Origin of the sequence: Streptomyces griseosporeus (genome assembly GCF_014656055.1) — a bacterium.
GTDB classification, from domain to species: Bacteria; Actinomycetota; Actinomycetes; order Streptomycetales; family Streptomycetaceae; genus Streptomyces; species Streptomyces griseosporeus.
The window spans coordinates 97039-122163 of sequence record NZ_BNBR01000008.1 but is presented as its reverse complement, the minus strand read 5'-3'; the positions used below and the strand labels follow the sequence as shown (position 1 = coordinate 122163).

Genomic DNA, 25125 nt, shown 5'->3' with positions numbered 1-25125 from the left:
GGTCCATCTCCCGTTAGCATGGACATCCGCACCGATCAAGGCCATTTGGGGAAGGTGTCATGACTGCCAACGTCGACGGAGTGCCCGACAAATTCGCGACCCTCGGGCTGACCTACGACGACGTGCTGCTGCTGCCGGGTGCATCCGAGGTGCTCCCCAACGCGGTCGACACCTCGTCCCGTATCTCCCGCAATGTCCGGGTCAACATTCCGCTCCTGTCCGCCGCCATGGACAAGGTCACCGAGTCGCGCATGGCGATCGCGATGGCCCGCCTCGGCGGCGTCGGTGTCCTGCACCGCAACCTGTCCATCGAGGACCAGGTCAACCAGGTCGACCTGGTGAAGCGGTCCGAGTCCGGCATGGTCACCGACCCGATCACCGTGCACCCGGAGGCCACGCTCGCCGAGGCTGACGCGCTGTGCGCCAAGTTCCGGATCAGCGGTGTCCCGGTCACCGACCCGGCGGGCAAGCTGCTGGGCATCGTCACCAACCGTGACATGGCCTTCGAGACCGACCGCAGCCGCCGCGTGCACGAGGTCATGACCCCGATGCCGCTGGTCACCGGCAAGGTCGGGATCTCCCGCCCGGACGCCATGGAGCTGCTGCGCAAGCACAAGATCGAGAAGCTGCCGCTCGTCGACGACGAGGGCGTCCTCAAGGGCCTGATCACCGTCAAGGACTTCGTCAAGGCGGAGAAGTACCCGAACGCCGCCAAGGACGCCGAGGGCCGTCTGCTCGTCGGCGCCGCCGTCGGCGCCAGCCCCGAGGCGCTGGAGCGCGCCCAGGCGCTCGCCGCGGCCGGCGTGGACTTCCTGGTCGTCGACACCTCCCACGGCCACAACAGCAACGCCCTGAGCTGGATGGCGAAGATCAAGTCGGCGGTGAACGTCGACGTGATCGGCGGCAACATCGCCACCCGTGACGGCGCCCAGGCGCTGATCGACGCCGGTGTCGACGGCATCAAGGTCGGTGTCGGCCCGGGCTCGATCTGTACGACCCGGGTGGTCGCCGGCATCGGTGTCCCGCAGGTCACCGCCATCTACGAGGCCGCCCTCGCGGCCCGGCCCGCGGGCATCCCCGTCATCGGCGACGGCGGCCTGCAGTACTCCGGCGACATCGGCAAGGCGCTCGCCGCCGGTGCCGACACGGTGATGCTGGGCAGCCTCCTCGCGGGCTGCGAGGAGTCGCCGGGCGAGCTGATGTTCATCAACGGCAAGCAGTTCAAGTCGTACCGCGGCATGGGCTCGCTGGGCGCCATGCAGTCCCGCGGCCAGGGCCGGTCGTACTCCAAGGACCGCTACTTCCAGGCGGAGGTCGCCTCCGACGACAAGCTCGTCCCCGAGGGCGTCGAGGGCCAGGTGCCCTACCGCGGCCCGCTCGCCAACGTCCTGCACCAGCTGGTCGGCGGCCTGCGCCAGACCATGGGGTACGTGGGGGCCGCCACCATCGCGGAGATGGAGTCCAAGGGCCGCTTCGTGCGCATCACCGCGGCGGGCCTGAAGGAGAGCCACCCGCACGACATCCAGATGACGGTCGAGGCGCCGAACTACAGCAAGAAGTGAGCCACGCGCACGCGTGCCGCGCATGAGGGCGGCCCCGGGATGCTCCGGGGCCGCCCTTGCTGTACCCGTCGGCGATACTGGTAGACGCTGCAACGCATCAGGGAAAGGCCACCAACGTGACTGAGATCGAGATCGGGCGCGGCAAGCGCGGCCGCCGGGCGTACGCCTTCGACGACATCGCCGTCGTCCCCAGCCGCCGTACGCGGGACCCGAAGGAGGTCTCGATCGCCTGGCAGATCGACGCCTACCGCTTCGAGCTGCCCTTCCTGGCGGCCCCGATGGACTCCGTCGTCTCCCCGGCGACCGCGATCCGCATCGGCGAGCTGGGCGGCCTCGGCGTGCTCAACCTCGAAGGCCTGTGGACGCGGTACGAGGACCCGCAGCCGCTGCTCGACGAGATCGCCGGGCTGCCGGTCGAGACGGCGACCCGCCGCATCCAGGAGATCTACGCCGCTCCCATCAAGGAGGAGCTGATCGGCCGGCGCATCAAGGAGGTGCGCGACGCGGGCGTGGTCACCGCCGCCGCGCTCTCCCCGCAGCGCACGGCCCAGTTCTCCAAGGCCGTCGTGGACGCGGGCGTGGACATCTTCGTCATCCGCGGTACGACGGTGTCGGCGGAGCACGTGTCGTCCTCGCACGAGCCGCTGAACCTGAAGCAGTTCATCTACGAGCTGGACGTCCCGGTGATCGTCGGCGGCTGCGCCACCTACACCGCGGCCCTGCACCTGATGCGCACGGGTGCCGCGGGCGTGCTCGTCGGCTTCGGCGGCGGCGCCGCGCACACCACGCGCAACGTGCTCGGCATCCAGGTCCCGATGGCCACGGCCGTGGCGGACGTGGCCGCCGCCCGCCGCGACTACATGGACGAGTCCGGCGGCCGGTACGTGCACGTGATCGCGGACGGCGGCGTCGGCTGGTCCGGCGACCTGCCCAAGGCGATCGCCTGCGGCGCCGACGCGGTGATGATGGGCTCGCCGCTCGCCCGCGCGACGGACGCGCCGGGCCAGGGCCACCACTGGGGCATGGAGGCCGTCAACGAGGAGCTGCCGCGCGGCAAGAAGGTCGACCTCGGCACGGTCGGCACGATCGAGGAGGTCCTCACCGGCCCCTCGCACACGCCGGACGGCTCGATGAACTTCTTCGGCGCCCTGCGCCGCGCGATGGCCACCACCGGCTACAGCGAGCTGAAGGAGTTCCAGCGCGTCGAGGTGACGGTCGCGGACTCCCAGCACCGCCGGTAGGCAGTACGCAGCACGGCCGAGGGCCGGTCACTCCCGAGAGGAGTGACCGGCCCTTTCGCATGCCCTGTTGTACCTGGTCAGGGGGCGCATTGCGGGGGAGGGGGCGCGCGGTTGCGTTCGGGGCGAATGGGGGCCGAACGGGCGTAGGGCGGCGGTAGTGTCCGTGATCGGCGACCCAAGCTCTCTGGGCCGCCCCCTTCCAAGGACATGGTTCCGGACCCCCGCCCGCGGGGCCCGGCCCGCGTTCCGAAACGGACCGTCCACCCGGGCTATTGGGCGGTGTCGTGGAAGGGGGCGCCCATGGGACGCCATCGCAAGCCCACTCGCTGGGATGGGATCCGGCTTCGGCTGGTGAAGTTCCGGAGGAGGTGGATCTTGCGACTTTTCGGATGGTGAGCGGCCGTCCCTATGAAAGCTAGGGACGGACACCCGTGATCCATCAGGAGCCTGCTGCAGTAACCGGCTGCGGTGGGCTCCACCTCCCAAGTTACCGGGGGGCGATTCCCCACGCCACCAGTCCCGGCCCCCCACGCCCCCACGCGCCCCCAGTCACAACCGATGCGCCGCCCCCGTAGGCGTCGCCCCCCGCGTGTCCAGGAGGAGCTGGGCCTTTACCGACAGGCCCTGGAGGTCGTAGGTGCGGTGTTGCTGGAGGAGGATCGTGAGGTCCGCGTCGGCCGCCGCCTCGTAGAGGGAGTCCGCGCGGGGGACCGGGCGGTCCAGGACGCTCCAGGTCGGGACGTGCGGGTCGTGGTAGCTGACGGCGGCGCCGAGCCGCATCAGGCCCGTGGCGATCTCCTCGGCGGGGGTGTTCTGCTGGTCGGCGAGGTCGGCCTTGTAGGTGACGCCCAGCAGCAGCACGCGCGCGCCGCGCGCCGACTTGCCGTGCTCGTTGAGCAGGGCGGCGGCGCGCTGGACGACGTACCGGGGCATACGGGCGTTGACCTGCTGGGCCAGTTCCACCATGCGCAGGCCGCGGCCGCCCTGCGCGGTCAGGTCCTGCGGGACGGAGTGGCCGCCGACGCCGGGGCCGGGGCGGAAGGCCTGGAAGCCGAACGGCTTGGTCTCCGCGCAGCGCACGACGTCCCACAGGTCGACGCCCAACTCGTGGCACAGCACGGCCATCTCGTTGACCAGGGCGATGTTGACGTGCCGGTAGTTGGTCTCCAGCAGCTGCACGGCCTCCGCCTCGCGCAGCCCGCGCGCGCGGACCACCTTGTCGGTGATCCGGCCGTAGAACGCGGCGGCGGACTCGGTGCAGGCGGGGGTGAGGCCGCCGATGACCTTCGGGGTGTTGGCCGGGGTGAAGGCGCGGTTTCCGGGATCCACCCGGCTGGGCGAATGGGCGAGGTGGAAGTCGCGGCCCGCGCGCAGGCCGGACACCTCTTCGAGGAGGGGCCGCAGGAAGTCCTCGGTGGTGCCGGGGTGGACCGGCGATTCCAGGATGACGGTGGTGTGCGGGCGCATGTGCCCGGCGAGGGTGCGGGCCGCCGACTCCAGCTGGGACAGGTCGAGGCCGCCGTCGGGGGCGCGCGGTGTGGGCACGCACAGGACGGCCGTGCGGACCCGGCCGAGTTCGGCGGGGCCGGTGGCCTGGCGGAAGCCGAGGGCGAGCATCCGGCGCAGTTCGGCGGGGCTGAGGGAGCCGGCCTCCGGGCCCGTGCGGTAGCCGACCGTGGGGATGCCGGCGGCGACGGCTGCCTGGGCCAGGGGCAGGCCGAGCGGGCCGAGTCCGATGACGGCGAGATCTGCGGGCATGGCGTGGGCCGTCCTTCCCAGTAACCGAAGCGGGACAGGCGCGCAAGCCCGGTGGACACAACGGGCGAGCGCACTGTCAGACTAGGAGTAAATATGACCGTTATGTGGGATTGATCCGCCTCGTTTCGGAAGGTGTTTCCGCGCGCGTTCCCGCACGTTGTCCACAGGCTGGGGGTGCGTGGTGGCTGAAGTGGGGCAAGACGGTCAGACTCTGGGTAGGAGCCAGCCGACGATCGGGAGGCAGCGGTGAGGACAGCGACACTGGGGCCGGCACAGCGCGCGGAGTCACTCGCGGCGATGGCGGAGCGGGAACTGGACGTGCTGGTGGTCGGCGGCGGTGTCGTCGGCGCCGGCAGCGCCCTGGACGCCGTGACGCGCGGTCTGTCCACCGGGCTGGTCGAGGCGCGCGACTGGGCGTCGGGCACCTCCAGCCGGTCCAGCAAGCTGATCCACGGCGGCCTGCGCTATCTGGAGATGCTCGACTTCGCGCTCGTCCGCGAGGCGCTGAAGGAGCGCGGCCTGCTGCTGGAGCGCCTCGCCCCGCACCTGGTGAAGCCGGTGCCGTTCCTGTACCCGCTCCAGCACAAGGGCTGGGAGCGGCTGTACGCCGGGTCGGGCGTCGCGCTCTACGACGCGATGTCGATGGCCCGCGGGCACGGCCGCGGCCTGCCGGTGCACCGTCATCTGACCCGCCGTCACGCCCTGCGTGTGGCGCCCTGCCTGAAGAAGGACGCCCTGGTCGGGGCGCTGCAGTACTACGACGCCCAGATGGACGACGCCCGCTTCGTGGCCACGCTGGTGCGCACGGCCGCGGCGTACGGCGCCAAGGCCGCCAACCGCGCGCGGGTGACCGGGTTCCTGCGCGAGGGCGAGCGGGTGGTCGGCGCCCGGGTGCAGGACGTGGAGGCGGGCGGGGAGTACGAGATCCGCGCCAAGCAGATCGTCAACGCCACGGGCGTGTGGACCGACGACACGCAGGCCATGGTGGGGGAGCGGGGGCAGTTCCACGTCCGCGCCTCCAAGGGCATCCACCTCGTCGTGCCCCGCGACCGCATCAGCTCCTCCACCGGGCTGATCCTGCGCACCGAGAAGTCCGTGCTGTTCGTCATCCCCTGGGGCCGGCACTGGATCGTCGGCACGACCGACACCGAGTGGAACCTGGACAAGGCCCACCCGGCCGCCTCCAGCGCCGACATCGACTACCTGCTGGAGCACGTGAACTCCGTCCTCGCGGTGCCGCTCACCCGCGACGACGTCGAGGGCGTGTACGCCGGTCTGCGCCCGCTGCTGGCCGGCGAGTCCGACGCCACCAGCAAGCTGTCGCGCGAGCACACCGTCGCCCACCCGGCGCCGGGCCTGGTCGTGGTCGCGGGCGGCAAGTACACGACGTACCGGGTGATGGCCAAGGACGCCGTCGACGAGGCCGTCCGCGGGCTCGACCTGCGCGTCGCCGACTGCGTCACGGAGGACGTGCCGCTGCTCGGCGCGGAGGGCTACCGCGCGCTGTGGAACGCGCGGGCGCGGATAGCGGCCCGCACGGGGCTGCACGTGGTGCGCGTCGAGCATCTGCTGAACCGTTACGGCTCGATGGCCGAGGAGGTCCTGGACCTCGTCGTCGCCGACCCCTCGCTCGGCGCGCCCCTGCAGGCCGCCGACGACTACCTGCGCGCCGAGATCGTCTACGCCGCCTCGCACGAGGGCGCCCGGCACCTGGACGACGTCCTGACCCGGCGTACCCGCATCTCCATCGAGACCTTCGACCGGGGCACCCGCAGCGCCCGCGAGGCCGCCGAGCTGATGGCCCCTGTGCTCGGCTGGGACAAGGAGCAGGTCGAACGCGAGGTCGAGCACTACGAGAAGCGCGTCGAGGCCGAGCGCGAGTCGCAGCTGCAGCCCGACGACCGGACGGCGGACGCGGCACGGCTGGGGGCGCCGGACATCGTCCCGTTGTGACGCGGCCGCCGGTCCCGCTGTCCCCCGCCCTCTTGGCGGTCCGTCATCCACCCTTTCGGAACGTTCCGTTCCGGCCCACCGTGCACGGAACGGAAGGTTCCGGGTGCGGTGCGTCGGGGGGACCCTCGGTGCGTCGGGCACTTGTCGGGTGAGGGACAATGGAGGCTCTGTCAGGGCGGGTTGCAGAGGGGACGCATGTCGGAGGCGGAGCGGGCGGGGACATCCCGTCAGGACAAGAGCGCACGTCTCCTCGCCGGGCGCTACCGGCTGGGAGACGTACTCGGCCGCGGCGGCATGGGCACGGTGTGGCGCGCCGAGGACGAGACCCTCGGCCGCACGGTCGCCGTCAAGGAGCTGCGGTTCCCTTCGAACATCGACGAGGAGGAGAAGCGCCGGCTCATCACGCGCACCCTGCGTGAGGCCAAGGCAATCGCGCGGATCCGGAACACCAGCGCGGTCACGGTGTACGACGTCGTCCAGGAGGACGACCGGCCCTGGATCGTGATGGAACTCGTCGAGGGCAAGTCCCTCGCCGAGGTCATCCGCGAGGACGGGCTGCTGGAGCCCCGGCGCGCGGCGGAGGTCGGCCTCGCCGTCCTCGACGTGCTGCGCTCGGCCCACCGCGAGGGCATCCTGCACCGCGATGTGAAGCCGTCCAACGTGCTGATCGCCGAGGACGGCCGGGTCGTGCTCACCGACTTCGGCATCGCGCAGGTCGAGGGCGACCCGTCCATCACCTCCACCGGCATGCTCGTCGGCGCCCCCTCCTACATCTCCCCCGAGCGCGCCCGCGGCCACAAGCCCGGACCGGCCGCCGACCTGTGGTCGCTGGGCGGCCTGCTGTACGCGGCGGTCGAGGGCGTCCCGCCGTACGACAAGGGCTCCGCGATCGCCACGCTCACCGCGGTGATGACCGAGCCGCTGGACGAGCCGAAGAACGCCGGCCCGCTCAGGGACGTCATCTACGGCCTGCTCACCAAGGACCCGGACCAGCGGCTGGACGACGCGGGCGCCCGCGTGCTGCTCAACGCGGTGATCAACGCCCCGGACCCGAAGGAGGCCGGACCGGAGGCGCTGGACGCGACCCGGGTCGTACCGCTGCCCCCGCAGCCGGACGCGCCCTCGGGACGCGGCGGCGCGGCCCGGCCCGCCGGCAAGCGGGGCGAGGACGCGGCCGACCGGCTGCGCGGCGCGCTGCGGTCCGTGCGCAAGGCGGCCGGAGCGGTCGGGGCGTCCGGCGCGGCGACCGGCGCCGCCGGATCCGAGGCCGGTGCGGTCGGGACGGCCGCCGATGCCCGCACGACCACCGCGCGCGGGACGTCCGGCGCCGGTACGGCGGGCCCGGCCGCGGGCCCCGCAGCGGTCACCTCGGCGTCCCCGGCGCCGGGCATCGGGCAGCAGGGCACCGGCCGGCCGGGCGCCCGGTCCGGCTGGGGCGTCGTACCGCCGCCGGACCTCGACCTGCCGCCGCGGCCCGTGCCGCGGGCGCCGCTCACCGACGTCGTACCCCGCCGCACCCTGGTGATCATCGCGGTCGCGGTGGTGCTGGCCGTGCTGGGCACCGTCCTCGCCTTCGCGCTCAGCGGGGACGACGACGGCGGCTCCAACGGCGCGCGCGGCAAGGGCGGTTCGGGTGCCGTCGCCAGTGCCTCCCCCAAGGAGGACACCGGCGCCGCCACCGGCCCCGACGGGGGCGCGTCCGCCTCCGCGCCGAACGGCGCGGGCAGCACGCCCGGCACCGGCACGACGCCAAGCGGCGGCACGGCGTCCGCGAGCGCGGGCGGCGACGCGGACGCCGACGCGGTCGCCACCACCTACAAGGGCGGCCAGGGGTACGCGATCGGGCTGCCTGAGGGCTGGAAGTTCCAGAAGACGAGCTCTGCCGGCGACCGCTTCACCGGTCCGGACGGCCAGAAGCTGCTCATCGGCTGGACCACCACACCGAAGGACGACCCGGTCGCGGACTGGCGGAACCAGGAGCGCTCCATGCAGCGCGCCCAGTACGACCGCATCCGCATCGAGAAGGTGGGCTACCGGGGCTGGAACGCGGCCGACTGGGAGTTCACCTACGCCGACGACGGCACGACGTACCGGACCATCGACCGCGGCTTCGTCGTGAACAGCCACCTCGGGTACGGCCTGATGTACACCGCGAAGGCCGACGACTGGCACGGCGACCTGCGCAAGAACACCTGGCGGACGCTGACCGAGACGTTCGCGCCGAAGAAGTGAGGGAGCGCCCTCCGCAAAGTGGCAGCTGAGATACCGGCACAGGATCTCGCATCCCCTCTTTGCGGGTTGCCTCCGGCACGTATCGTGAGTGCTTGCGGACCGTACGCATCCGGGTAGAGGTGCGGAACGGGACGAGAGGCGAACGGAATTGACCGACCGGGCGGCCGGGGGAGGCACCGTGGACGACTACGCGGGACGGGTACTCGCCGACCGCTACCGCCTGCCGCTGCCCCCCTCCGACGAGTACGAACTCACCGAGACGCGGGCCTTCGACACCTACAGCGGACAGGAAGTCCTGGTCCGCCAGGTGCCGTTGCCGGAGGTCGTCGAGGCGGAGGTGCTCGACGCCGAGGGGCTGCCCGAGGGGTTCACGGCACGTGAGCGCACGGGCGGAGCGCGCGTCCCCGGTGCCCGCCGCCCCGGCGCCGGCCCAGGCACCAGCACTCGGCGGCCCGCCGACCCGGTCGTCCGGCGCGCGCTGGAGGCCGCCCAGGCCGCCGCGCGGATCCCCGACCATCCCCGGCTCGACCAGGTCTTCGACGTCTTCGCCGAGGGCGGCTCCCTGTGGATCGTCAGCGAACTGGTGGCCGCCCGGCCGCTGGCTGCGCTGCTCGCCGAGCAGCCCCTGACGCCGTACCGCGCGGCCGAGGTCGCCGCCGACGTCCTCACCGCGCTGCGCGCGCTGCACGCCCACGGCTGGGTGCACCGCAACATCACCGCCCGCACGGTCCTCGTCTGCGACGACGGCCGCGTGATGCTCACCGGCCTGGCGGTCGGCGCGGCGGAGGAGGCGCTGTGCGGGTACGACCCCGTGCCGCCGCCGGACGGCGAGGACGGGGGCGGGGGCGGGGCGGTGGCGCCAGGCGGCACGTTCGCCGGGCCCAACTCCGTACCCAATGGCCCGGGGTCCCGTCCCGGGTCCGTCGGTGCGCAGGGGGTGTCCGGGGCATACGGCGCTCCCGGTGGTCCCGGCCCGGGCAGCCCCGGTGGCCCCGGCGGTCCCGGTGGGGCACAGCAGCGCGCGTACGGCGGCCCCGCCGGCCCCGAGCCGCACGCCCCGTCCGGTCCCTACGGCGGCGCCGCAGCCCTGCGGCCCCCCGCGGGAGGCGCCTCCGCCGGAGGCGCGGGGCTTCCCGACCCCGAGGCCGCCCGGCGGGCCGCCATCCAGGCGCGGGTCTCCGGAGGGCTCCCGGCCGCCGGTGCCGAGCCGGGGCACGGGGCCTCGGGCGCCCTCGGCGACAGGACGGACGGCGGCGGGGACGTCCGCGCCGCCCGGGCCGGCGCCATCGCCGCCTACCGGGCCGGGGCACGCGCCGCCGCCCGCGTCCAGGAGGAGGGGCAGAACGGCCGTATCGCCCTGCCCGGCGCCCGGCCGCCCGCGGCCGGCGACACCGCCCCGGCGCCCCCGCCGGGCCAGATCGCCGACCCCTACGGCGTCCGTGGCGCCGCCGCCTGGCACGGCGCCACGCCCCGCCCCTCCGGCCCGGACCCGGCGGCCCCCGCCCCGGGCGCGCGGGACCACGCCCCCCTCGCGCCCGCCGGAGCGACCGCCCGCTGGGACGACCCGGCCGGCGCCGCACCGCCGCACCGGGGTCCCGCCACCGCGCTCGCCGCCGAGCGGGCCCGGCAGGCCCGGATGGCCGTGGTGGGCGCCGTCACCGAACGGTGGGCGCCCGAACAGGCCGGACCGGTGCACGAGAACTGGCAGCTGGCGGCGCCGATCGGGCCCGCCACCGACCTGTGGGCGCTCGGCGCGCTGCTCTTCCGCGCCGTGCAGGGGCACGCGCCCTACCCCGAGGAGTCCACGGCCGAGCTGGTGCAGATGGTGTGCGCCGAGCCGCCCGCGTTCGCCGAGGAGTGCGGACCGCTGCGCCCGGTCGTCGAGTCGCTGCTGCGGCAGGATCCCACCGAGCGGCCCGACGTGGAGGAACTGCGCGGCTGGCTGCGCTCGTTGGTGCGGTCCGCGCCCGAGCCGGAGGCCGGTGTGCACGTCATCGCCGCGCCGCCGGCCGACCCCAGCCGGCTGCCGATCGTGCGCCGGCGCGGCGAGCTGGTGCGCAGGCGGCGCGCCGGGCTCCCCGCGAACAGCGCGCACGGGCGGCACAAGCGGGCCCGGCAGGAGGGCCGTTCGGCCCGCTCCGGCTCCCCGCGCAGCCTCGGCCGTACGCTGCTCCTGCTCATCCTGCTGCTGCTGGCCGGAGCGGTCGCGTACGCCATGCTGTTCATGCCGAAGGCCGGCTCCGGCACCGGCGCGGGCGGCGGTGCCGCCGCCGACCGGACCGGCGCCGCCGGAGAAGCCGCCCCCGCCTCCGGTGCGCCCGAGGCGAGCAGCGAACCCCGGCCCGACCAGACGACCCCCGGCGACGACGACGAGGGCAGCCCCGCCCCGTCGTCCGACGCGCAGTCCGGCGGCGGCACCGAGGTCGCCGACGGCTTCACCCTGCGCACCGACCCCGCGGGCTTCCGGGTCGCCGTGGCCAACGGCTGGGAGCGCACGCCGGGCAACGGCCGCGGTCAGGTGGTCTACTCCCACGGCGACTTCGAGCTGATCGTCGTACCCGGCCGGGACAGCGCGGCCGCCTACGGCAGCGACCCGATGGTCTACCAGCGGGAGAAGGAGTACGAGATCCAGCCGTACCGCGACTCCACCTGGGCCACCGCGAGCGGCCTGAAGACCATTCAGGTCGGCGGGCGCACCATGGCGGAGGGGCAGTTCACCTGGACCGGCGCCGACGGACGCGAGCTGTTCGTGCGCAACCTCGCCCTCCTCGTGAACGGCCGCTACCACGTCGTCCAGGTGCGCGGGCCGGAGGCCGAACGGGACGAGGTGACGCGGCTGTACGAGCAGGCGTCGGCGACCTACCGCCCGGGGAAGTGACCTGAGGGAACCGTCACAGTGCGGTCACCGTGGCACCCCGCCCGTTCCCCGGACAGGGGCCTGTCTTTAGTCTGACCCTGTCAAGAGCATTGCGGGGCAACGTGAATCAGATGCAGGGCCTGCTCCTCGCGGGCCGCTACCGGCTTGCCGACTCCATCGGCAGCGGCGGCATGGGCCGCGTGTGGCGCGCGCACGACGAGCTGCTGCACCGGGCGGTCGCCATCAAGGAGCTGACCGCCGCCCTCTACGTCTCCGAGAGCGAGCGCGGCGTCCTGCTGGCGCGCACCCGGGCCGAGGCGCGGGCCGCCGCCCGCATCAACCACTCCGCCGTCGTCACCGTGCACGACGTCCTCGAACACGACGGCCGGCCGTGGATCGTGATGGAGCTGGTCGAGGGCCGCTCGCTCGCCGACGCCGTGAAGGAACAGGGCCGCGTCGAACCGGCGGAGGCCGCCCGGATCGGCCTGTGGGTGCTGCGCGCGCTGCGCGCCGCGCACGCCGCGGGCGTCCTGCACCGCGACGTGAAGCCCGGCAACGTCCTGCTCGGGCACGACGGCCGCGTCCTGCTCACCGACTTCGGCATCGCCCAGATCGAGGGCGACACGACCATCACCCGCACCGGCGAGGTCGTCGGCTCCGTCGACTACCTCGCTCCCGAGCGCGTCCGCGGCCACGACCCCGGGCCCTCCTCCGACCTGTGGGCGCTCGGCGCGACGCTGTACACCGCCGTCGAGGGCAGGTCGCCGTTCCGGCGGACCTCGCCGCTGTCCACCATGCAGGCGGTCGTCGAGGAGGAGGCGACCGACCCGCGGTACGCGGGCCCGCTCGCCCCGGTCATCAGCGGCCTGCTCCGCAAGGACCCGGCGGCCCGGCCGAGCACCGAACAAGTTGAGCACATGCTCGTCGAGGCAGCGGAGGGCCGTCGCCCATACGCGGTGCAGGCATTCGTGCCGACGCAGTCCGGAGGGTACGGACAGCAAAGGCGCTATGAGCAGCCGCAGGCCGTGGACACCCGGCCGCACTTGGCCCCCGTCACCCAGGCGGGTCCGCCAACAGCGCTCCGGAAGAAGCGGCGCCGTGTGCGTACGGTCGCGTTGGTCATTGCCGTGGCCGCGATCACCGGCGCTGGAGCCGCGGTCGGGTTGCGTGAGTGGAAGGCCGGCGACGCCAGCCATGCCAGTCAAAGTCCAAACCCCGGCCCCAGCCTCAGTGCCGGCCCCTCGCCGACGGTGGAGCCGCAGGGGACGGTTCCCGTGGGCTGGAAGCAGTACCACGATCCTGCGGGCTTCAGTCTCTACCTTCCGGAAGGCTGGAAGCGGTCGGTTTCCATCAAGAGCAAGAACGGCTTGCAGCAAATCGACTATTCGCCTGACGGGGGCGACCACCTGGTGCGCATTGCCGTCGATACTCTGCCGGACTTCGACGACCCCTATGCGCACCAAGTCGACCTGGACCAGCAGTTGAGCAGGCAACTGAAGGACTACGACCGGTTGGGCATGCAGCACCAGATTTACCGTGACCGCCAAGGCTCTCGGCTGGAGTACGAGTGGACAGCGGAGGCGACGGGTTTTCGTTCGCCTGGGGCGTACCGAGCCGTCGACCTGATGTACGTTGCGCGGAGCGGGGTCGAGTACGCGATCTACATGGCCTCTCCTGCCGGGGACTGGGCCACCACGCGTAAGCAGTTTGAGACCGTGCTGAAGACCTGGCGGGAGAACTAGTCTAGGGCGGAGTTCCGCACGGAGCTCCGCCCAACAGGGCCAATAGAGCGGCCTGGACGTTATGCGGTGAACGTAACTCAGGCCCAGAAGGTGCAACTGCGGAGAATGTGGCCTGTACTGTCAAAGACCGCCACCTGCCCGCCGATGTAGTCCAGCTGTCCGGCGGGCGTCGATGCATATGTCTTGAAGCTGATGGTCGACCCGGCCCCGCTGTTATTGTAGTGCCAGGGCCAATCCGTCACCCAGTCGTTGTCCATGGACCGGAAGCGGATTCCGACATTATGGCCATCTGCATAGGTGTCGCTGATATTAGCACTGATGTCGACGTAACTGCTGCTCCAGTTGGTGAACGTCATACCGCCCTTGGCGCCGGTAACAGAACAGGCGCCGTTGCCGCTTGCCGCGCTGGCGTCGGTCACTGTCGCCGCGCATATTGCCACCGCTGCGACGCCGGCAACGGAAAGGCGCTTCAATGTGTTTCTCATGAGGAGAAGCTAAGGCCTTCGTCATTCACAGGACAGCATGTTTTCAGCCGCCGTTTTGCCCCTTCTGGGGTGTACCTCCCGGTGATTTGCCGCAATTTGCGACCGTTTCCCAATCCGTTGTGGCTGGAAATGATTGTTCCCGAGGTGGGGCCACGGGCGGTGCTGAGTACGGTTGGGCTGTCACCCGCTGCCCACCACTGAGCCGTGGTGGCACATTCGGCCGGTCAGCGCCCCGGAGGCGGACCGTCCGGTGGGGCATGATGGGGCGCATGGGGACCGAGGGGGACGACGTCCGTGTGATCGCGGGCCGCTACCGGCTGCACACCCGGCTGGGGCGCGGCGGCATGGGCATCGTCTGGCGTGCCACCGACGAACTGCTCGGCCGCGAGGTGGCCGTCAAGGAGATCGCCCTCGACGAGCAGCTCGACGCGACCGAGGCGCGCCGGCAGCACGACCGGACCCTGCGCGAGGCGCGCGCGGTCGCGCAGCTGAGCCACCCGCACATCATCGTCGTCCACGACGTGGTGGAGTGCGGCGAACGGCCGTACATCGTCATGGAGCTGATCGACGGCGGCTCGCTCGCCGACCGGATCGCCCGGCAGGGCCCCGTCGATCCGGCCGAGGCCGCGCGGATCGGCGTCGCCCTGCTCGGCGCGCTGCGCGCGGCGCACGCGGCCGGGGTGCTGCACCGGGACATCAAACCCGCCAACGTCCTCGTCGAGTCCGCCACCGGCCGGGTCGTCCTCACCGACTTCGGCATCGCCCAGGTCGCGGGCGCCACCACGCTCACCGAGACGGGCTCCTTCGTCGGCTCGCCCGAGTACACCGCGCCCGAGCGGATGTCCGGCGCCCGGACCGGCCCGGAGTCCGACCTGTGGTCGCTGGGCGCGCTGCTGTGCACGGCCCTCAGCGGCGAGTCGCCGTTCCGCCGCGACTCCCTCGGCGGCGTCCTGCACGCCGTCGTCTTCGACGACATCCGTACGCCGCCGCAGGCCGCGCCGATCGAGGCCGTCATCCGCGGCCTGCTGGAACGCGACCCGGACCGGCGGATGAGCGCGGCCGAGGCGGAACGGCTGCTGCGCGCCTACCGCGACACCGGGCGTACCCCGGCCCCGCCCCCGGTCCCCTACACGCCCACCCGGCTCGACAACCCCGCGGACCCGCCGCGCCGGACGTACTCCACGCGAGGCGTGCTGGTGTCGGCGCTGCTCGTCGCCGCGATGGCGGGCGCCGGAGTGTCGGGGGCGGCGCTGCTGATGAACGAGCACGGCGACGGGGGCGGTACGCCCACCAGTTCGTCCCCGCACGGCCGGGACAGCCGCCCGGCCGGGACCTCGCCCCCGGCCGGCCAGGGCCCGGGCACCCATGCCCCCACCCCGACGGTCACCGTCACCCGTACCCCCTCCGCCGCCGGCGGGGCCTCCTCCGACGGCCGTCCCACCGCGCCCTCCGGTTACCGCCTCGCCCAGGACCCGGCCGGGTTCAGCCTCGCCGTGCCGGACGGCTTCACGCGCCGGCCGCAGGGGGAGCGCGTCTTCTACCTGTCGCCCGGGGAGACGTTCCGCCTGGGCATCAAGGTCGCCGCGCCCGAACCGGGCGGTCCGCTCGGGGTGATGGGCCGCGCCGCCGCCAAGGGCCCGGACACCAACCCCGGTTACCGCGACGGCCGGGTCAGCGCGACGACCCACGGCGGACGCCCCGCCGCGCTCTGGGAGTTCACCTGGGACGGCTTCAGCGCGGCGGAGGGCGCCCGGCACACGTACGACCTGTGCTGGGAGGAGAACGGGCGGATGTACGACGTGTGGGTGTCGGCGCCGGTCGGCAAGGTGCGCGAGGCACGGGAGTTCTTCGACGTCGCGGTCGACACGTTCGTACCGGTATGAGCGAGGGACGGGTGACGGTACGGGTCACGGGTCTGTGACCGGTCCGGCCCCTGGCTGGATACGGCTGCGGCGCGCGCGATATGGATGGACGCATGGACAACCACGGGGGCGCCGACGACACCACCAGCTTCGTGCTCCAGCCACCGAACCCGGCGATGGCCGTGCCCGCCCAGGGCCCGGGCGCGGGCGCTGGCGGCGGTGAGGGTGCGGGTTCGGGTTCGAGTTCAGGTGCGGGTGCCGGTACGGAACCCGGTACGGACGCCGGTGCCGGCCGGCTGATCGCGGGACGCTACCGGTTGCTCGCCAAGCTCGGGCACGGCGGCATGGGCACGGTGTGGCGGGCCAAGGACGAGACGGTCGACCGCGAGGTCGCCGTCAAGGAGCCCCGCGTCCCCGACCACCTCCCCGAGCGGGAACGCGCCAACGCCTACGAGCGGATGCGCCGCGAGGCGCGCGCCGCGGCCCGGCTCGACCACCCCGCGGTGGTGAACGTGCACGACGTGGCCGTCGTCGACGGCCGGCCGTGGATCGTCATGGAGCTGGTGCGAGGGCGCTCCCTCGGCGATGTCCTCCAGGAAGGCACCCTGGGCGCGCGCGACGCCGCCCGGATCGGTCTGGAGGTCCTCGGCGCGCTGGAGGCCGCGCACGCCGCCGGCATCCTGCACCGGGACGTGAAGCCGGACAACGTCCTGCTCGGCCGGTACGACCGGGTCGTCCTCACCGACTTCGGCATCGCCCAGATCGAGGGCGAGACCAACCTGACCGACACCGGCGGCTTCGTCGGCTCGCCCGAGTACATCGCCCCGGAGCGGGTGCTCGGCCAGCGCCCCGGCCCGGCCTCCGACCTGTGGTCGCTCGGCGTGGTGCTGTACGCGGCGACGGAGGGCGTCTCGCCGTTCCGCCGCAGCAACACGCCCGCCACCCTGCAGTCCGTCCTCAACGCCGTCCCCGCCCCGCCGGCCTCCGCGCAGGGCCCGCTCGCCGAGGCCATCAACGGCCTGCTCCAGAAGGACCCGGCACGCCGCCCCACCGCGGCGCAGGTCCGCGCACTGCTGGAGGCGGCCGCGCACCCGCCGGCGCCCGCGCCGGTGCCGCCGACCCAGGCGGTGGTGTACGCCGACGCGCCCCGGCGCGGCTTCCGGCCCGGCCGCAAGACGTGGCTCGGGCTCGGCGCGGTGGTGGTCGCGGCGGCCGTCGCCGGGTATCTGGTGGTCGCCGACCCGTTCGCCGGTCCGCTGCCCGATGGCTGGAGCACCCACCACGAGGGGACGCTGCGCGCGACGATCGCCGCGCCCACCGGCTACAAGCGTTTCGGCCCCGACTCCAAGACCGACCAGCGGCACTGGGTCGGCTACGGGGACCCCAGCGGCAGCATCTGGGTGGACCTGGCCCTGGAGAAGAAGTCCGAGGACACCTCGAACAACATCGCCGCCTCCGCGGCGGCCGAGATGTACCAGGACCAGGCCGAGTTCAAGGAGCGCGGCGCCTACGACTACGACATGCCGGAGAACCCGGAGACCGTCGTCGACGGCAACCGCACCTTCCAGGGGCACGAGGCGGCCCTGATGACGGTCACCTTCAAGACCGACGACAGCGAGCAACCGCGCCCGCGCGAGATGCAGTTCTTCTACTACCGGACCGGATCCGGTGACATGTACAAGCTCACCATCGGTTACCCGGGAGAGGGCGACTTCACCGAGCGGGGCCGTGAGGTGGCGCGGGAGGCGGTCGCCAACCTGGACGTGGACAAGCTCTGACGACGGGCGAGGGGCATGAGCGACGACGACGGCGCGCGCGGCGGCGACACGACCGGGGAGCGGCGGGTGGCCGGGCGCTACCGGCTGCTGGAGCGGGTGGGCGGCGCGGTGTGGCGGGCGCTGGACGAGCGTACGGGCCGTGAGGTCGCCGTACGGCAGCCGCCGTTGCCGTCGTCCGTGGCGTCCACCAAGGCTTCTTCCGTGGCCTCCTCCGTGGCCGGTGAGGAGCGCGAGCGCGTCGCCCATCGCCTGCTGCACGAGGCGCGCGCGGCGGCCCGCGTGGAGCATCCGTCGGCCGTCGCGGTGCACGACGTCGTCGCCGAGGCGGAGCCCGGGGGCGAGGGCGTAGGACCGCCGTGGATCGTCACCGAGTGGGTGCCCGGCGAGTCCCTGCGGGACCGGCTCGCCCGCGGCCCCCTCGACGCGGAGGAGGCCGCCCGCGTCGGCCTCGCCGTCCTCGGCGCCCTGCGCGCCGCGCACGCGATCGGCATCGTCCACCGCGACGTACGGCCGGCCAACGTCCTGCTGGCACCGTCGGGCCGCGTCGCCCTCGCCGGCTTCGGCTTTGAAGTGCCCGCGCGGGGCGGCGAGTTCGAGGCGCCCGAGCGGGGCGCGGGCCGGGGCGGCGGCCCGGCGTCCGACCTGTGGTCGCTCGGCGCGCTGCTGCGGGCGGCGGTGGCACCCGGGGACGCCGGTCCCCTGGAACCGCTGCTCGGCCGGCTGCTCGCACCGGAACCGGAGCGCCGCCCCGGGGCGGAGGAGACCGCGGCGGAGCTGGCGGCGGTGGCGGGGGAGACGGTGCCGGAGCCGGTGGTGGTGGGCGAGACGGCGTCCGAGCCGACGGCGGTGGTGTCCGAGCCGACGGCGGTGGTGGCGGAGCCGGCAGCGGTGCTGGCGGAGACAGTGCCCGAGCCGCCCCCCGAGCGGCGGCGGCCGCCAGCCGTGGCCGCGCTGCTGGAGGCGCTCGGCTGGGCCAAGGGGTAGCACCGCCGCGGGCCAAGGGGTAGCACCGGCGCGGACCGGCCGAGATCGAACCGTGGCCGACCCTCTTCGAACAATGGCCTGATCAGCGCATTTGTTGCCAGTGAGCACTGGCGCCATGTGAGCAGTCGGTGAATCCCGATTACCGACGGGTACACAAAGGCTCCGCGCGGGCATACCCTGCGCCCCATGACGGACTTGCAGGCCCCCGCAGAGACGGCCCCCGACGACCCGGCCCCTCAGACGACGACCAACCCCCTCGCCCCGGCCCCCGCGGGCGCCCGCACCGCCGCCGACGTGGTCACCCCCGAGCTGGTCGCCCAGCTGACCAAGGGCGTCGTCGGCTCGGGCCGTACCGCCAACCACACCCCGTTCACCGGGGAGAAGCTCGCCGACCTGCCCGAGTCCACCCCCGAGGACGTGGCCAGGGCCTTCGAGGCGGCCCGCACCGCCCAGGCCGTCTGGGCGAGGACGCCGGTGCGGGAGCGCGCCGCCGTCCTGCTCCGCTTCCACGACCTGGTGCTCGAACGCCAGGCGGAGATCCTGGACCTGATCCAGCTGGAGACCGGCAAGGCCCGGCTGCACGCCCACGAGGAGGTCCAGGCCGTCGCCGTCGCGGCCCGCCACTACGGCCGCCGGGCCGCCGCGTACCTGAGGCCGAAGCGGCACGCGGGCGCCGTACCGACGCTGACGAAGGTCGTCGAGCTGCGCCACCCGCGCGGGGTCGTCGGCCAGATCGCCCCCTGGAACTACCCGCTGGAGCTGTCGGTCGGCGACGCGCTGCCGGCGTTCGTCGCGGGCAACGCGGTCGTCATGAAGCCGGACACCGAGACCTGCCTGACCGCGCTGTGGGCGCGAGACCTGCTGATCGAGGCGGGCCTGCCGGCCGGGGTCTTCCAGGTCGTCATCGGCGACGGCCCGGTCGTCGGCCCCGCGGTCGTCGAGCACGCCGACTACGTCTCCTTCACCGGCTCCACCCGCACCGGCCGCGAGGTCGCCGAGCGCGCCGCAGCCCGACTGGTCGGCGTCTCCCTCGAACTGGGCGGCAAGAACGCCATGCTGGTGCTGGAGGACGCCGACATCGAGAAGGCCGCCGCGGGCGCGGTCCGCGCCTGCTTCTCCTCCGCGGGCCAGCTGTGCATCTCCATCGAGCGGCTCTACGTCCACGAGTCGATCGCGGACGCCTTCCTGGAGCGTTTCGCCGCCCGCACGAAGGCGCTGCGGCTCGGCACCTCTCTCGCCTACGGCGCCGACATGGGCTCGCTGGTCGGCGAACGCCAGCTGGAGACCGTGCGGCGGCACGTGGAGGAGGCCGTCGCCAAGGGCGCGAAGGTGCTGGCCGGCGGGGTGGCCCGCCCGGACGTCGGCCCGTACTTCTTCGAGCCGACGATCCTCGACGGCGTCAGCGAGCCGATGTCCGTCTGCACGGAGGAGACGTTCGGCCCGGTGGTGTCGGTCTACCGCTTCCGCACCGAGGACGAGGCGATCGAGCAGGCGAACGCCACGCCGTACGGCCTGAACTCCTCTGTCTGGACGAAGGACGCCCGCCGCGGCCGCGAGGTCGCCGCCCGCCTGCGCACCGGCACGGTCAACATCAACGAGGGCTACGCGCCCGCCTACGGCAGCGTCCAGTCCCCGATGGGCGGCATGAAGGACTCCGGCCTCGGCCGCCGCCACGGCTCCGAGGGCATCCTCAAGTACACCGAGGCCCAGACGGTGGCGCACCAGCGGCTGCTGCCGATGGCCCCGTCCCTCGGCATGGACGACGAGAAGTACGCGGCGTTCATGAGCACGAGCCTGCGCCTGATGAAGGCGTTCCGCTTCCGCTGAGCCACCCGGGCCGCCGGGCCGCCGGGTTCCCCCGCACTGCACACTCAAAGGAGAGAAGGCACGTGCCACAGGACGCTCCACAGGACGCTCCGCAGGACGCCTACGACTACGACGTGATCGTCGTCGGCTCGGGATTCGGCGGCTCGGTCTCCGCCCTGCGCCTCACCGAGAAGGGGTACTCGGTGGGCGTCCTGGAGGCCGGCCGCCGCTTCACCCGGGAGAGCCTGCCGAAGAACAGCTGGGACCTGAAGAACTACCTCTGGGCCCCCAAGCTCGGCCTCTACGGCATCCAGCGCATCCACCTGCTGGGCAACGTGATGGTCCTCGCCGGGGCGGGGGTCGGCGGCGGCTCCCTCAACTACGCCAACACCCTCTACGTACCGCCGAAGGCGTTCTTCGACGACCCCCAGTGGCGGGACATCACGGACTGGCAGGAGGAGCTGGAGCCGTACTACGACCAGGCCCGCCGGATGCTCGGCGTGCGCCTGAACCCGACCATGACCCCCTCCGACGTGCACCTGAAGGCGGCGGCGGAGCGGATGGGCTGCGGCGACACCTTCCATATGGCGCCGGTCGGCGTCTTCTTCGGCGACGGCGAGGACGCGGACGGCACCGCGCGGGCGAAGCCGGGGGAGCAGGTCCCGGACCCGTACTTCGGCGGGGTCGGCCCCGCCCGCAAGGCCTGCACCGAGTGCGGGGAGTGCATGACGGGCTGCCGCCACGGCGCGAAGAACACCCTCAACGAGAACTACCTCTACCTGGCGGAGAAGGCGGGCGCGAAGGTCCACCCGCTCACCACGGTCGTCTCGGTCACGGGCGACTCCCGGGGCGGCTACGCGGTCACCACGGTCCCGACGGACGACCGCCGCAAGGGCCGGGGCCGGACGTTCACCGCCCGCCGGGTGATCCTGGCCGCGGGCACGTACGGCACCCAGACGCTGCTGCACCGCATGAAGGCGACGGGACAGCTGCCGTACCTGTCGTCGCGGCTCGGCGAGCTGACCCGCACCAACTCCGAGGCGCTGGTGGGCGCGCAGACCGACGACCGCCGCTACCGCCGGGCGACCGGCGCGCCGAAGGCGGACTTCACGCGGGGCGTGGCCATCACGTCCTCCATCCACCCCGACGAGAACACCCACATCGAGCCGGTCCGCTACGGCAAGGGCTCCAACTCGATGGGCAGCCTGTCCATCCTCCAGGTGCCGTACGCGGAGGGCCGCTCCCGGGTCGGCGCATGGCTGGCCAACGCGGCCCGCCACCCCCTCCTGGTGCTGCGCTCCCTCTCCAACCGGCGCTGGTCGGAGCGGACGATCATCGGCCTGGTGATGCAGTCGCTGGACAACTCCCTGACGACGTACCTGAAGCCGAGCGGGGTCGGCAAGGGCCTGCTCACGGCCCGCCAGGGCCACGGCGCCCCCAACCCCAAGCAGATCAAGGCGGCGTCGGAGGGCGCGTCGGCGCTGGCCGCGGAGATCAACGGCTTCGCCGGCTCCAACGTGGGCGAGCTGATGGGCACCCCTCTCACCGCCCACTTCCTGGGCGGCTGCCCGATCGGCTCCTCGGCGGAGACGGGCGTCATCGACCCGTACCACCGCCTGTACGGCCACCCCGGCATCTCCGTCGTCGACGGGGCCGCGGTCTCGGCGAACCTGGGCGTGAACCCGTCCCTGACGATCACGGCACAGGCCGAGCGGGCGATGTCCTTCTGGCCGAACAAGGGCGAGGAGGACCAGCGTCCCCCGCAGGGCGCGGCCTACCGCCGCGTCACCCCGGTCGAGCCGAAGCACCCGGCGGTCCCCCCGGAGGCCTTCGGCGCCCTGCGCCTGCCGTTCCTGGGGATGCCGACGGTGCCGCCGAAGGCGGAGTGACCGTAAGCAAAAGGAAGGGACCTGCGCCCCCCTCCGAGCGCAGGTCCCTTCCGTTTTGTCTACTGCTGGTTACGCCTGAACGCCGGCCTTACGCCGCCGCACGACGAACATCGCACCGGCACCGGCGACGACGGCGACACCACCGACGAGCCCGATGACGGGGAGAGCGGAGCTGGAGCCGGTCTCGGCGAGGTTGCCGGAGATCTCCTTGACGCCGCCCTGCGGCTTCTTGTCCTGGTCCGGGCCGTTCGGCTTCTCACCGTTCGGCTTGGCGTCGTCGACGTCGCCCGGCTTGCTGCCGGCGGCGAGGATCTTGACGTCGTAGTAGTCGCCGTTGCCGTAGCAGGTTGTGTTCTCACCGGCGTAGACGGCGTTGCTCAGCGCGAGAGCGGAACCGGCCGGCGCCTTGGCGCTGACCTTGATCCGGAGGTCGAGCGTGGCGGTGGTGTTCTTCTCCAGGGTGTCGAGGACAGCGATGAAGGAGCCCGAGAAGTTGTAGGACTCGCCGCCTTCCTCGATGCCGTCCTGGTAGGCGTCAGTCCACTTGCCGTCCTCCTTGACCTGGATCTCGGCCAGGTCGGTGTAGAGGGAGGCGTCGGTCTCGTCGTTGTACTCCGCGAACGCCTCGATCCAGACGTTCTTCAGGTCCTTGTCGGAGCTGTTGTCGACGACGAACTCGAAGTTGTGCCAGCCGGAACCGGCGACGATCTTGTTCGGCAGGCCGGAGATCGTGGCGGTGAGCTTCTTGTCCTGCTTGTAGTCCTGGCAGTCGTTGTACGGGTCGAACGGCACGTCGTCGCCGGGCTTGGCGCTCGTGCTGGCGCTCGGGCTCGGGCTCGCGCTCGTCGAGGCGGCCGGGCTGCTCTGGCCGGCGGCGGGGGTGCTCTCGGCGGCGGCCGGGGTGCTCTCGTCCGCGGCGGGGGTGCTCTCGTCGGCCGCGGGGGTGCTCTCATCGGCGGCCGGGGTGCTCTCGTCGGCCGCGGGGGTGCTCTCGTCCGCGGCCGGCGTGTTCTCGTCGGCGGCCGGGGTGGAGGCGGTCGTGGTGGGCGTGTCACCGTCCGTCGCGAACGCGGCCGGAGCCGACAGCAGGGCGACCGGCGCGATGACAGCGGTCGCGGCCGCAACGGCCATGGCACGGCGAAGCTTCATGAAGACCTCAAGAGTCCAGTGTGATCCAGCGTGTGGAGGGCTCCGGCGTGGCGGCGCTTGGGGCCCTTGATGCAGCAGGTTTGATCCGTGAAACCTGTGAAGGGTTGTGCGATATTCACACGTCTCTTATGTGAACTGCGTCACGCCGGTCAGGCGCTACTCTGCCTCCCGCCTGATCACAACCCGCCAAGAGAGAGCGTCGCCGCATGTCCAACAGGTCGTCCGACGTGCCCGGTTCGGACTCCGGAGAGGAGCTTCCCTCCTCCATACCCGACGACGTCTGGGAGAAGTTCGTCCGTGACAGTGAGGCCGACATCCGGGCCTCCGCGCCCAAGGAGCCGTCCGCGCGTGCCCGCATGGTGACCGAGCGGCTGCGGCAGCAGGAGGCGCGGGGGGAGTTGCCCGGCGGGTGGCGTACGGGGCCCGAGCGGCGGGAGAGAGGGGCGCGGCGGCGCCGGTTGTGGGCCGTGATCGGGGTGCCGCTCGCGGTGGCCCTCGCCGTCGTGGCCGTACGGCCGTCCGTGCTGCCCGGCGACCCCTTCGGCACCGGCGGCGACGGTGACCGGGCCGCCTCCGCCACGCCCCTGCCGCCCGAGACCGCCGCGCCCACCGCCCCGCCCGAGGCGGCCGACCCGCAGACCCCCACCCTGGAGCGGCCGTTCGCCGGGTCCCCGGCCGAGCGGTGGGCCGATGGGGCGGACGGCATCCGGCCGCCGGCGGCGAGCGCTGTCGGGCCCTTCGGCAAGGAGCAGGTGAGCAAGGCCCTGGAGCAGACGAAGACGCTGCTCGTCGAGGCCAACCTCGACCCCGCCACCCTCCGCGGCTCCCGCCCCGCCGACGCGCTCGCCGTCATCGACCCCCGGCAGACCGATCTGCACGCCCACCTGGACACCGCCCTGCGCGCGCCGGACAAGGACCACGACCCGCTGACCATGTTCAGCCGCTTCGACCCGGCCGAGGTGCGCCTCGTCGGCACCGTCGTCAAGACGCGCGGCCGTATGACGTTCCGGCCCGGCAAGGAGAAGGACTCCGTCGACATCCACGCCGACTACACCTTCGTCTACCCGGTCGTCCGCGCCGAGCAGGGCGCCACCGAGGTCACCCGCACCGTCGTACGCCGCGTCCTCGACATCCGGCTCTACGACACCGCCCACTACCAGGCCACCCCCGGCCGGATCTCCGTCATCCGCTACGACGAGAACGCCGGCAACTCCGCCTGCGACGTGTACGACGGCTATCTGCACCCCCAGTTCCACTCCGCCGCCCCGACGGGCGCGCCCCCGACCGGCCCCACGGTCGACCCCTACGACCGCAGCAAGGAACTGGACCGTGACCGTCCGGAAAGCTGCGGCAGCGTCTCCCGGGTCTGACCCAGAACGCCGTACCGGCATGCGAAGGGCCCCGCGGGGTGCGGCCGCGGGGCCCTTCTTCTCGTCAGCACCGGCGTCAGGGCAGCGCCGGTGCCGGGGAAGCGGCGCCGGGGGGTCGCGCCGCCTGGGTGGCTGTGTGGGCCGTCCCGCCTCGGTGTCCGAGCCTCTGCCAGTGGGCCTTCAGAAGCCGGAGATACCGGGCAATGCAGTTGTGTTCAGGGGGACTTGGGTCTTCCACCGCTTTCTACGCATCGTGCTGGACGAACGCCGCCTCCGCAACCGTTTCACCCAGACTTGATGCATATATGCGCCGTTCCCGCCGGCCGGCCCCGGGCGTCCCCGGAGCCGGCCGTTCTCTTGGGTGACCGGGCTGCTGTCCCCTGCCGTCCGGTCACTTCCCTGGAGCGAGGTCCCACGACGCACGGCACGATCCGTACGTCTCATCGCTCCAGTGAGC

General features: G+C 72.9%; 15 protein-coding genes. 12 read left to right on the top strand and 3 right to left on the bottom strand.

Features of this window, described 5'->3' with window-relative positions:
• Positions 1-59: 59 nt before the first annotated feature.
• Both guaB and IE308_RS31885 read left to right on the top strand, forming a co-directional pair.
• Complete coding sequence (guaB, locus tag IE308_RS31890; RefSeq protein WP_190220575.1) at positions 60-1562, top strand: IMP dehydrogenase; 1503 nt, start codon at positions 60-62, stop codon at positions 1560-1562.
• A gap of 116 nt (positions 1563-1678) precedes the next feature.
• The gene (locus tag IE308_RS31885) at positions 1679-2803 is read left to right on the top strand and encodes a GuaB3 family IMP dehydrogenase-related protein (RefSeq protein WP_110629871.1); all 1125 of its coding nucleotides are present in this window, start codon (positions 1679-1681) and stop codon (positions 2801-2803) included.
• Between the two features lie 549 nt (positions 2804-3352).
• On the opposite strand, the gene IE308_RS31880 is transcribed toward IE308_RS31885, so the two are convergent.
• Positions 3353-4561, bottom strand: coding sequence for a nucleotide sugar dehydrogenase (locus tag IE308_RS31880; protein ID WP_110629872.1), 1209 nt, complete (start codon positions 4559-4561; stop codon positions 3353-3355).
• Between the two features lie 246 nt (positions 4562-4807).
• On the opposite strand from IE308_RS31880, the gene IE308_RS31875 reads away from it, so the two are divergent.
• From IE308_RS31875 to IE308_RS31860, 4 genes are all read left to right on the top strand, one after another.
• A complete protein-coding gene (locus IE308_RS31875) occupies positions 4808-6514 on the top strand; it encodes a glycerol-3-phosphate dehydrogenase/oxidase (RefSeq protein ID WP_190220574.1) in 1707 nt (568 codons plus the stop codon).
• Between the two features lie 195 nt (positions 6515-6709).
• Positions 6710-8746 carry a serine/threonine-protein kinase gene (locus IE308_RS31870; RefSeq protein WP_190220573.1) on the top strand — a complete coding sequence of 679 codons (2037 nt, stop codon included), beginning with the start codon at positions 6710-6712 and terminating at the stop codon, positions 8744-8746.
• A 178-nt stretch (positions 8747-8924) separates the two neighbouring features.
• Positions 8925-11624, top strand: a complete 2700-nt coding sequence (locus IE308_RS31865) for a serine/threonine kinase C-terminal domain-containing protein (RefSeq protein ID WP_229909293.1) — start codon at positions 8925-8927, stop codon at positions 11622-11624.
• 110 nt (positions 11625-11734) lie between these two features.
• Positions 11735-13345 (top strand): serine/threonine-protein kinase, encoded by a 1611-nt coding sequence (locus tag IE308_RS31860; RefSeq protein WP_190220571.1) that lies wholly within the window; start codon positions 11735-11737, stop codon positions 13343-13345.
• A 77-nt stretch (positions 13346-13422) separates the two neighbouring features.
• Here the strand turns inward: IE308_RS31860 and IE308_RS31855 are convergent, their stop codons facing one another.
• On the bottom strand, positions 13423-13830 hold the full coding sequence (locus tag IE308_RS31855; RefSeq protein ID WP_190220570.1) for a hypothetical protein: 408 nt from the start codon (positions 13828-13830) through the stop codon (positions 13423-13425).
• A 269-nt stretch (positions 13831-14099) separates the two neighbouring features.
• Between IE308_RS31855 and IE308_RS31850 the strand changes: the two genes are divergently transcribed.
• From IE308_RS31850 to IE308_RS31830, 5 genes are all read left to right on the top strand, one after another.
• A complete protein-coding gene (locus IE308_RS31850) occupies positions 14100-15713 on the top strand; it encodes a serine/threonine-protein kinase (RefSeq protein WP_190220569.1) in 1614 nt (537 codons plus the stop codon).
• A 92-nt stretch (positions 15714-15805) separates the two neighbouring features.
• On the top strand, positions 15806-17470 hold the full coding sequence (locus tag IE308_RS31845) for a serine/threonine-protein kinase (RefSeq protein WP_190220568.1): 1665 nt from the start codon (positions 15806-15808) through the stop codon (positions 17468-17470).
• 15 nt (positions 17471-17485) lie between these two features.
• On the top strand, positions 17486-18454 hold the full coding sequence (locus tag IE308_RS31840) for a serine/threonine-protein kinase (RefSeq protein WP_190220567.1): 969 nt from the start codon (positions 17486-17488) through the stop codon (positions 18452-18454).
• A 186-nt stretch (positions 18455-18640) separates the two neighbouring features.
• The gene (locus tag IE308_RS31835) at positions 18641-20281 is read left to right on the top strand and encodes a succinic semialdehyde dehydrogenase (protein ID WP_190220566.1); all 1641 of its coding nucleotides are present in this window, start codon (positions 18641-18643) and stop codon (positions 20279-20281) included.
• Positions 20282-20343: 62 nt separating this feature from the next.
• The gene (locus IE308_RS31830; RefSeq protein ID WP_190220565.1) at positions 20344-22149 is read left to right on the top strand and encodes a GMC family oxidoreductase N-terminal domain-containing protein; all 1806 of its coding nucleotides are present in this window, start codon (positions 20344-20346) and stop codon (positions 22147-22149) included.
• 69 nt (positions 22150-22218) lie between these two features.
• On the opposite strand, the gene IE308_RS31825 is transcribed toward IE308_RS31830, so the two are convergent.
• Complete coding sequence (locus IE308_RS31825) at positions 22219-23298, bottom strand: LAETG motif-containing sortase-dependent surface protein (RefSeq protein WP_190220564.1); 1080 nt, start codon at positions 23296-23298, stop codon at positions 22219-22221.
• A 206-nt stretch (positions 23299-23504) separates the two neighbouring features.
• On the opposite strand from IE308_RS31825, the gene IE308_RS31820 reads away from it, so the two are divergent.
• The gene (locus IE308_RS31820) at positions 23505-24668 is read left to right on the top strand and encodes a hypothetical protein (RefSeq protein WP_190220563.1); all 1164 of its coding nucleotides are present in this window, start codon (positions 23505-23507) and stop codon (positions 24666-24668) included.
• Positions 24669-25125: the final 457 nt, after the last annotated feature.

What these genes read in the sequence shown, in the direction of transcription:
- guaB (WP_190220575.1), top strand. Translation starts at nt 60, where the DNA reads ATGACTGCCAACGTCGACGGAGTGCCCGACAAATTCGCGACCCTCGGG.
- IE308_RS31880 (WP_110629872.1), bottom strand. Translation starts at nt 4,561, where the DNA reads ATGCCCGCAGATCTCGCCGTCATCGGACTCGGCCCGCTCGGCCTGCCC.
- IE308_RS31870 (WP_190220573.1), top strand. Translation starts at nt 6,710, where the DNA reads ATGTCGGAGGCGGAGCGGGCGGGGACATCCCGTCAGGACAAGAGCGCA.
- IE308_RS31860 (WP_190220571.1), top strand. Translation starts at nt 11,735, where the DNA reads ATGCAGGGCCTGCTCCTCGCGGGCCGCTACCGGCTTGCCGACTCCATC.
- IE308_RS31855 (WP_190220570.1), bottom strand. Translation starts at nt 13,830, where the DNA reads ATGAGAAACACATTGAAGCGCCTTTCCGTTGCCGGCGTCGCAGCGGTG.
- IE308_RS31850 (WP_190220569.1), top strand. Translation starts at nt 14,100, where the DNA reads ATGGGGACCGAGGGGGACGACGTCCGTGTGATCGCGGGCCGCTACCGG.
- IE308_RS31845 (WP_190220568.1), top strand. Translation starts at nt 15,806, where the DNA reads ATGGACAACCACGGGGGCGCCGACGACACCACCAGCTTCGTGCTCCAG.
- IE308_RS31840 (WP_190220567.1), top strand. Translation starts at nt 17,486, where the DNA reads ATGAGCGACGACGACGGCGCGCGCGGCGGCGACACGACCGGGGAGCGG.
- IE308_RS31835 (WP_190220566.1), top strand. Translation starts at nt 18,641, where the DNA reads ATGACGGACTTGCAGGCCCCCGCAGAGACGGCCCCCGACGACCCGGCC.
- IE308_RS31825 (WP_190220564.1), bottom strand. Translation starts at nt 23,298, where the DNA reads ATGAAGCTTCGCCGTGCCATGGCCGTTGCGGCCGCGACCGCTGTCATC.
- IE308_RS31820 (WP_190220563.1), top strand. Translation starts at nt 23,505, where the DNA reads ATGTCCAACAGGTCGTCCGACGTGCCCGGTTCGGACTCCGGAGAGGAG.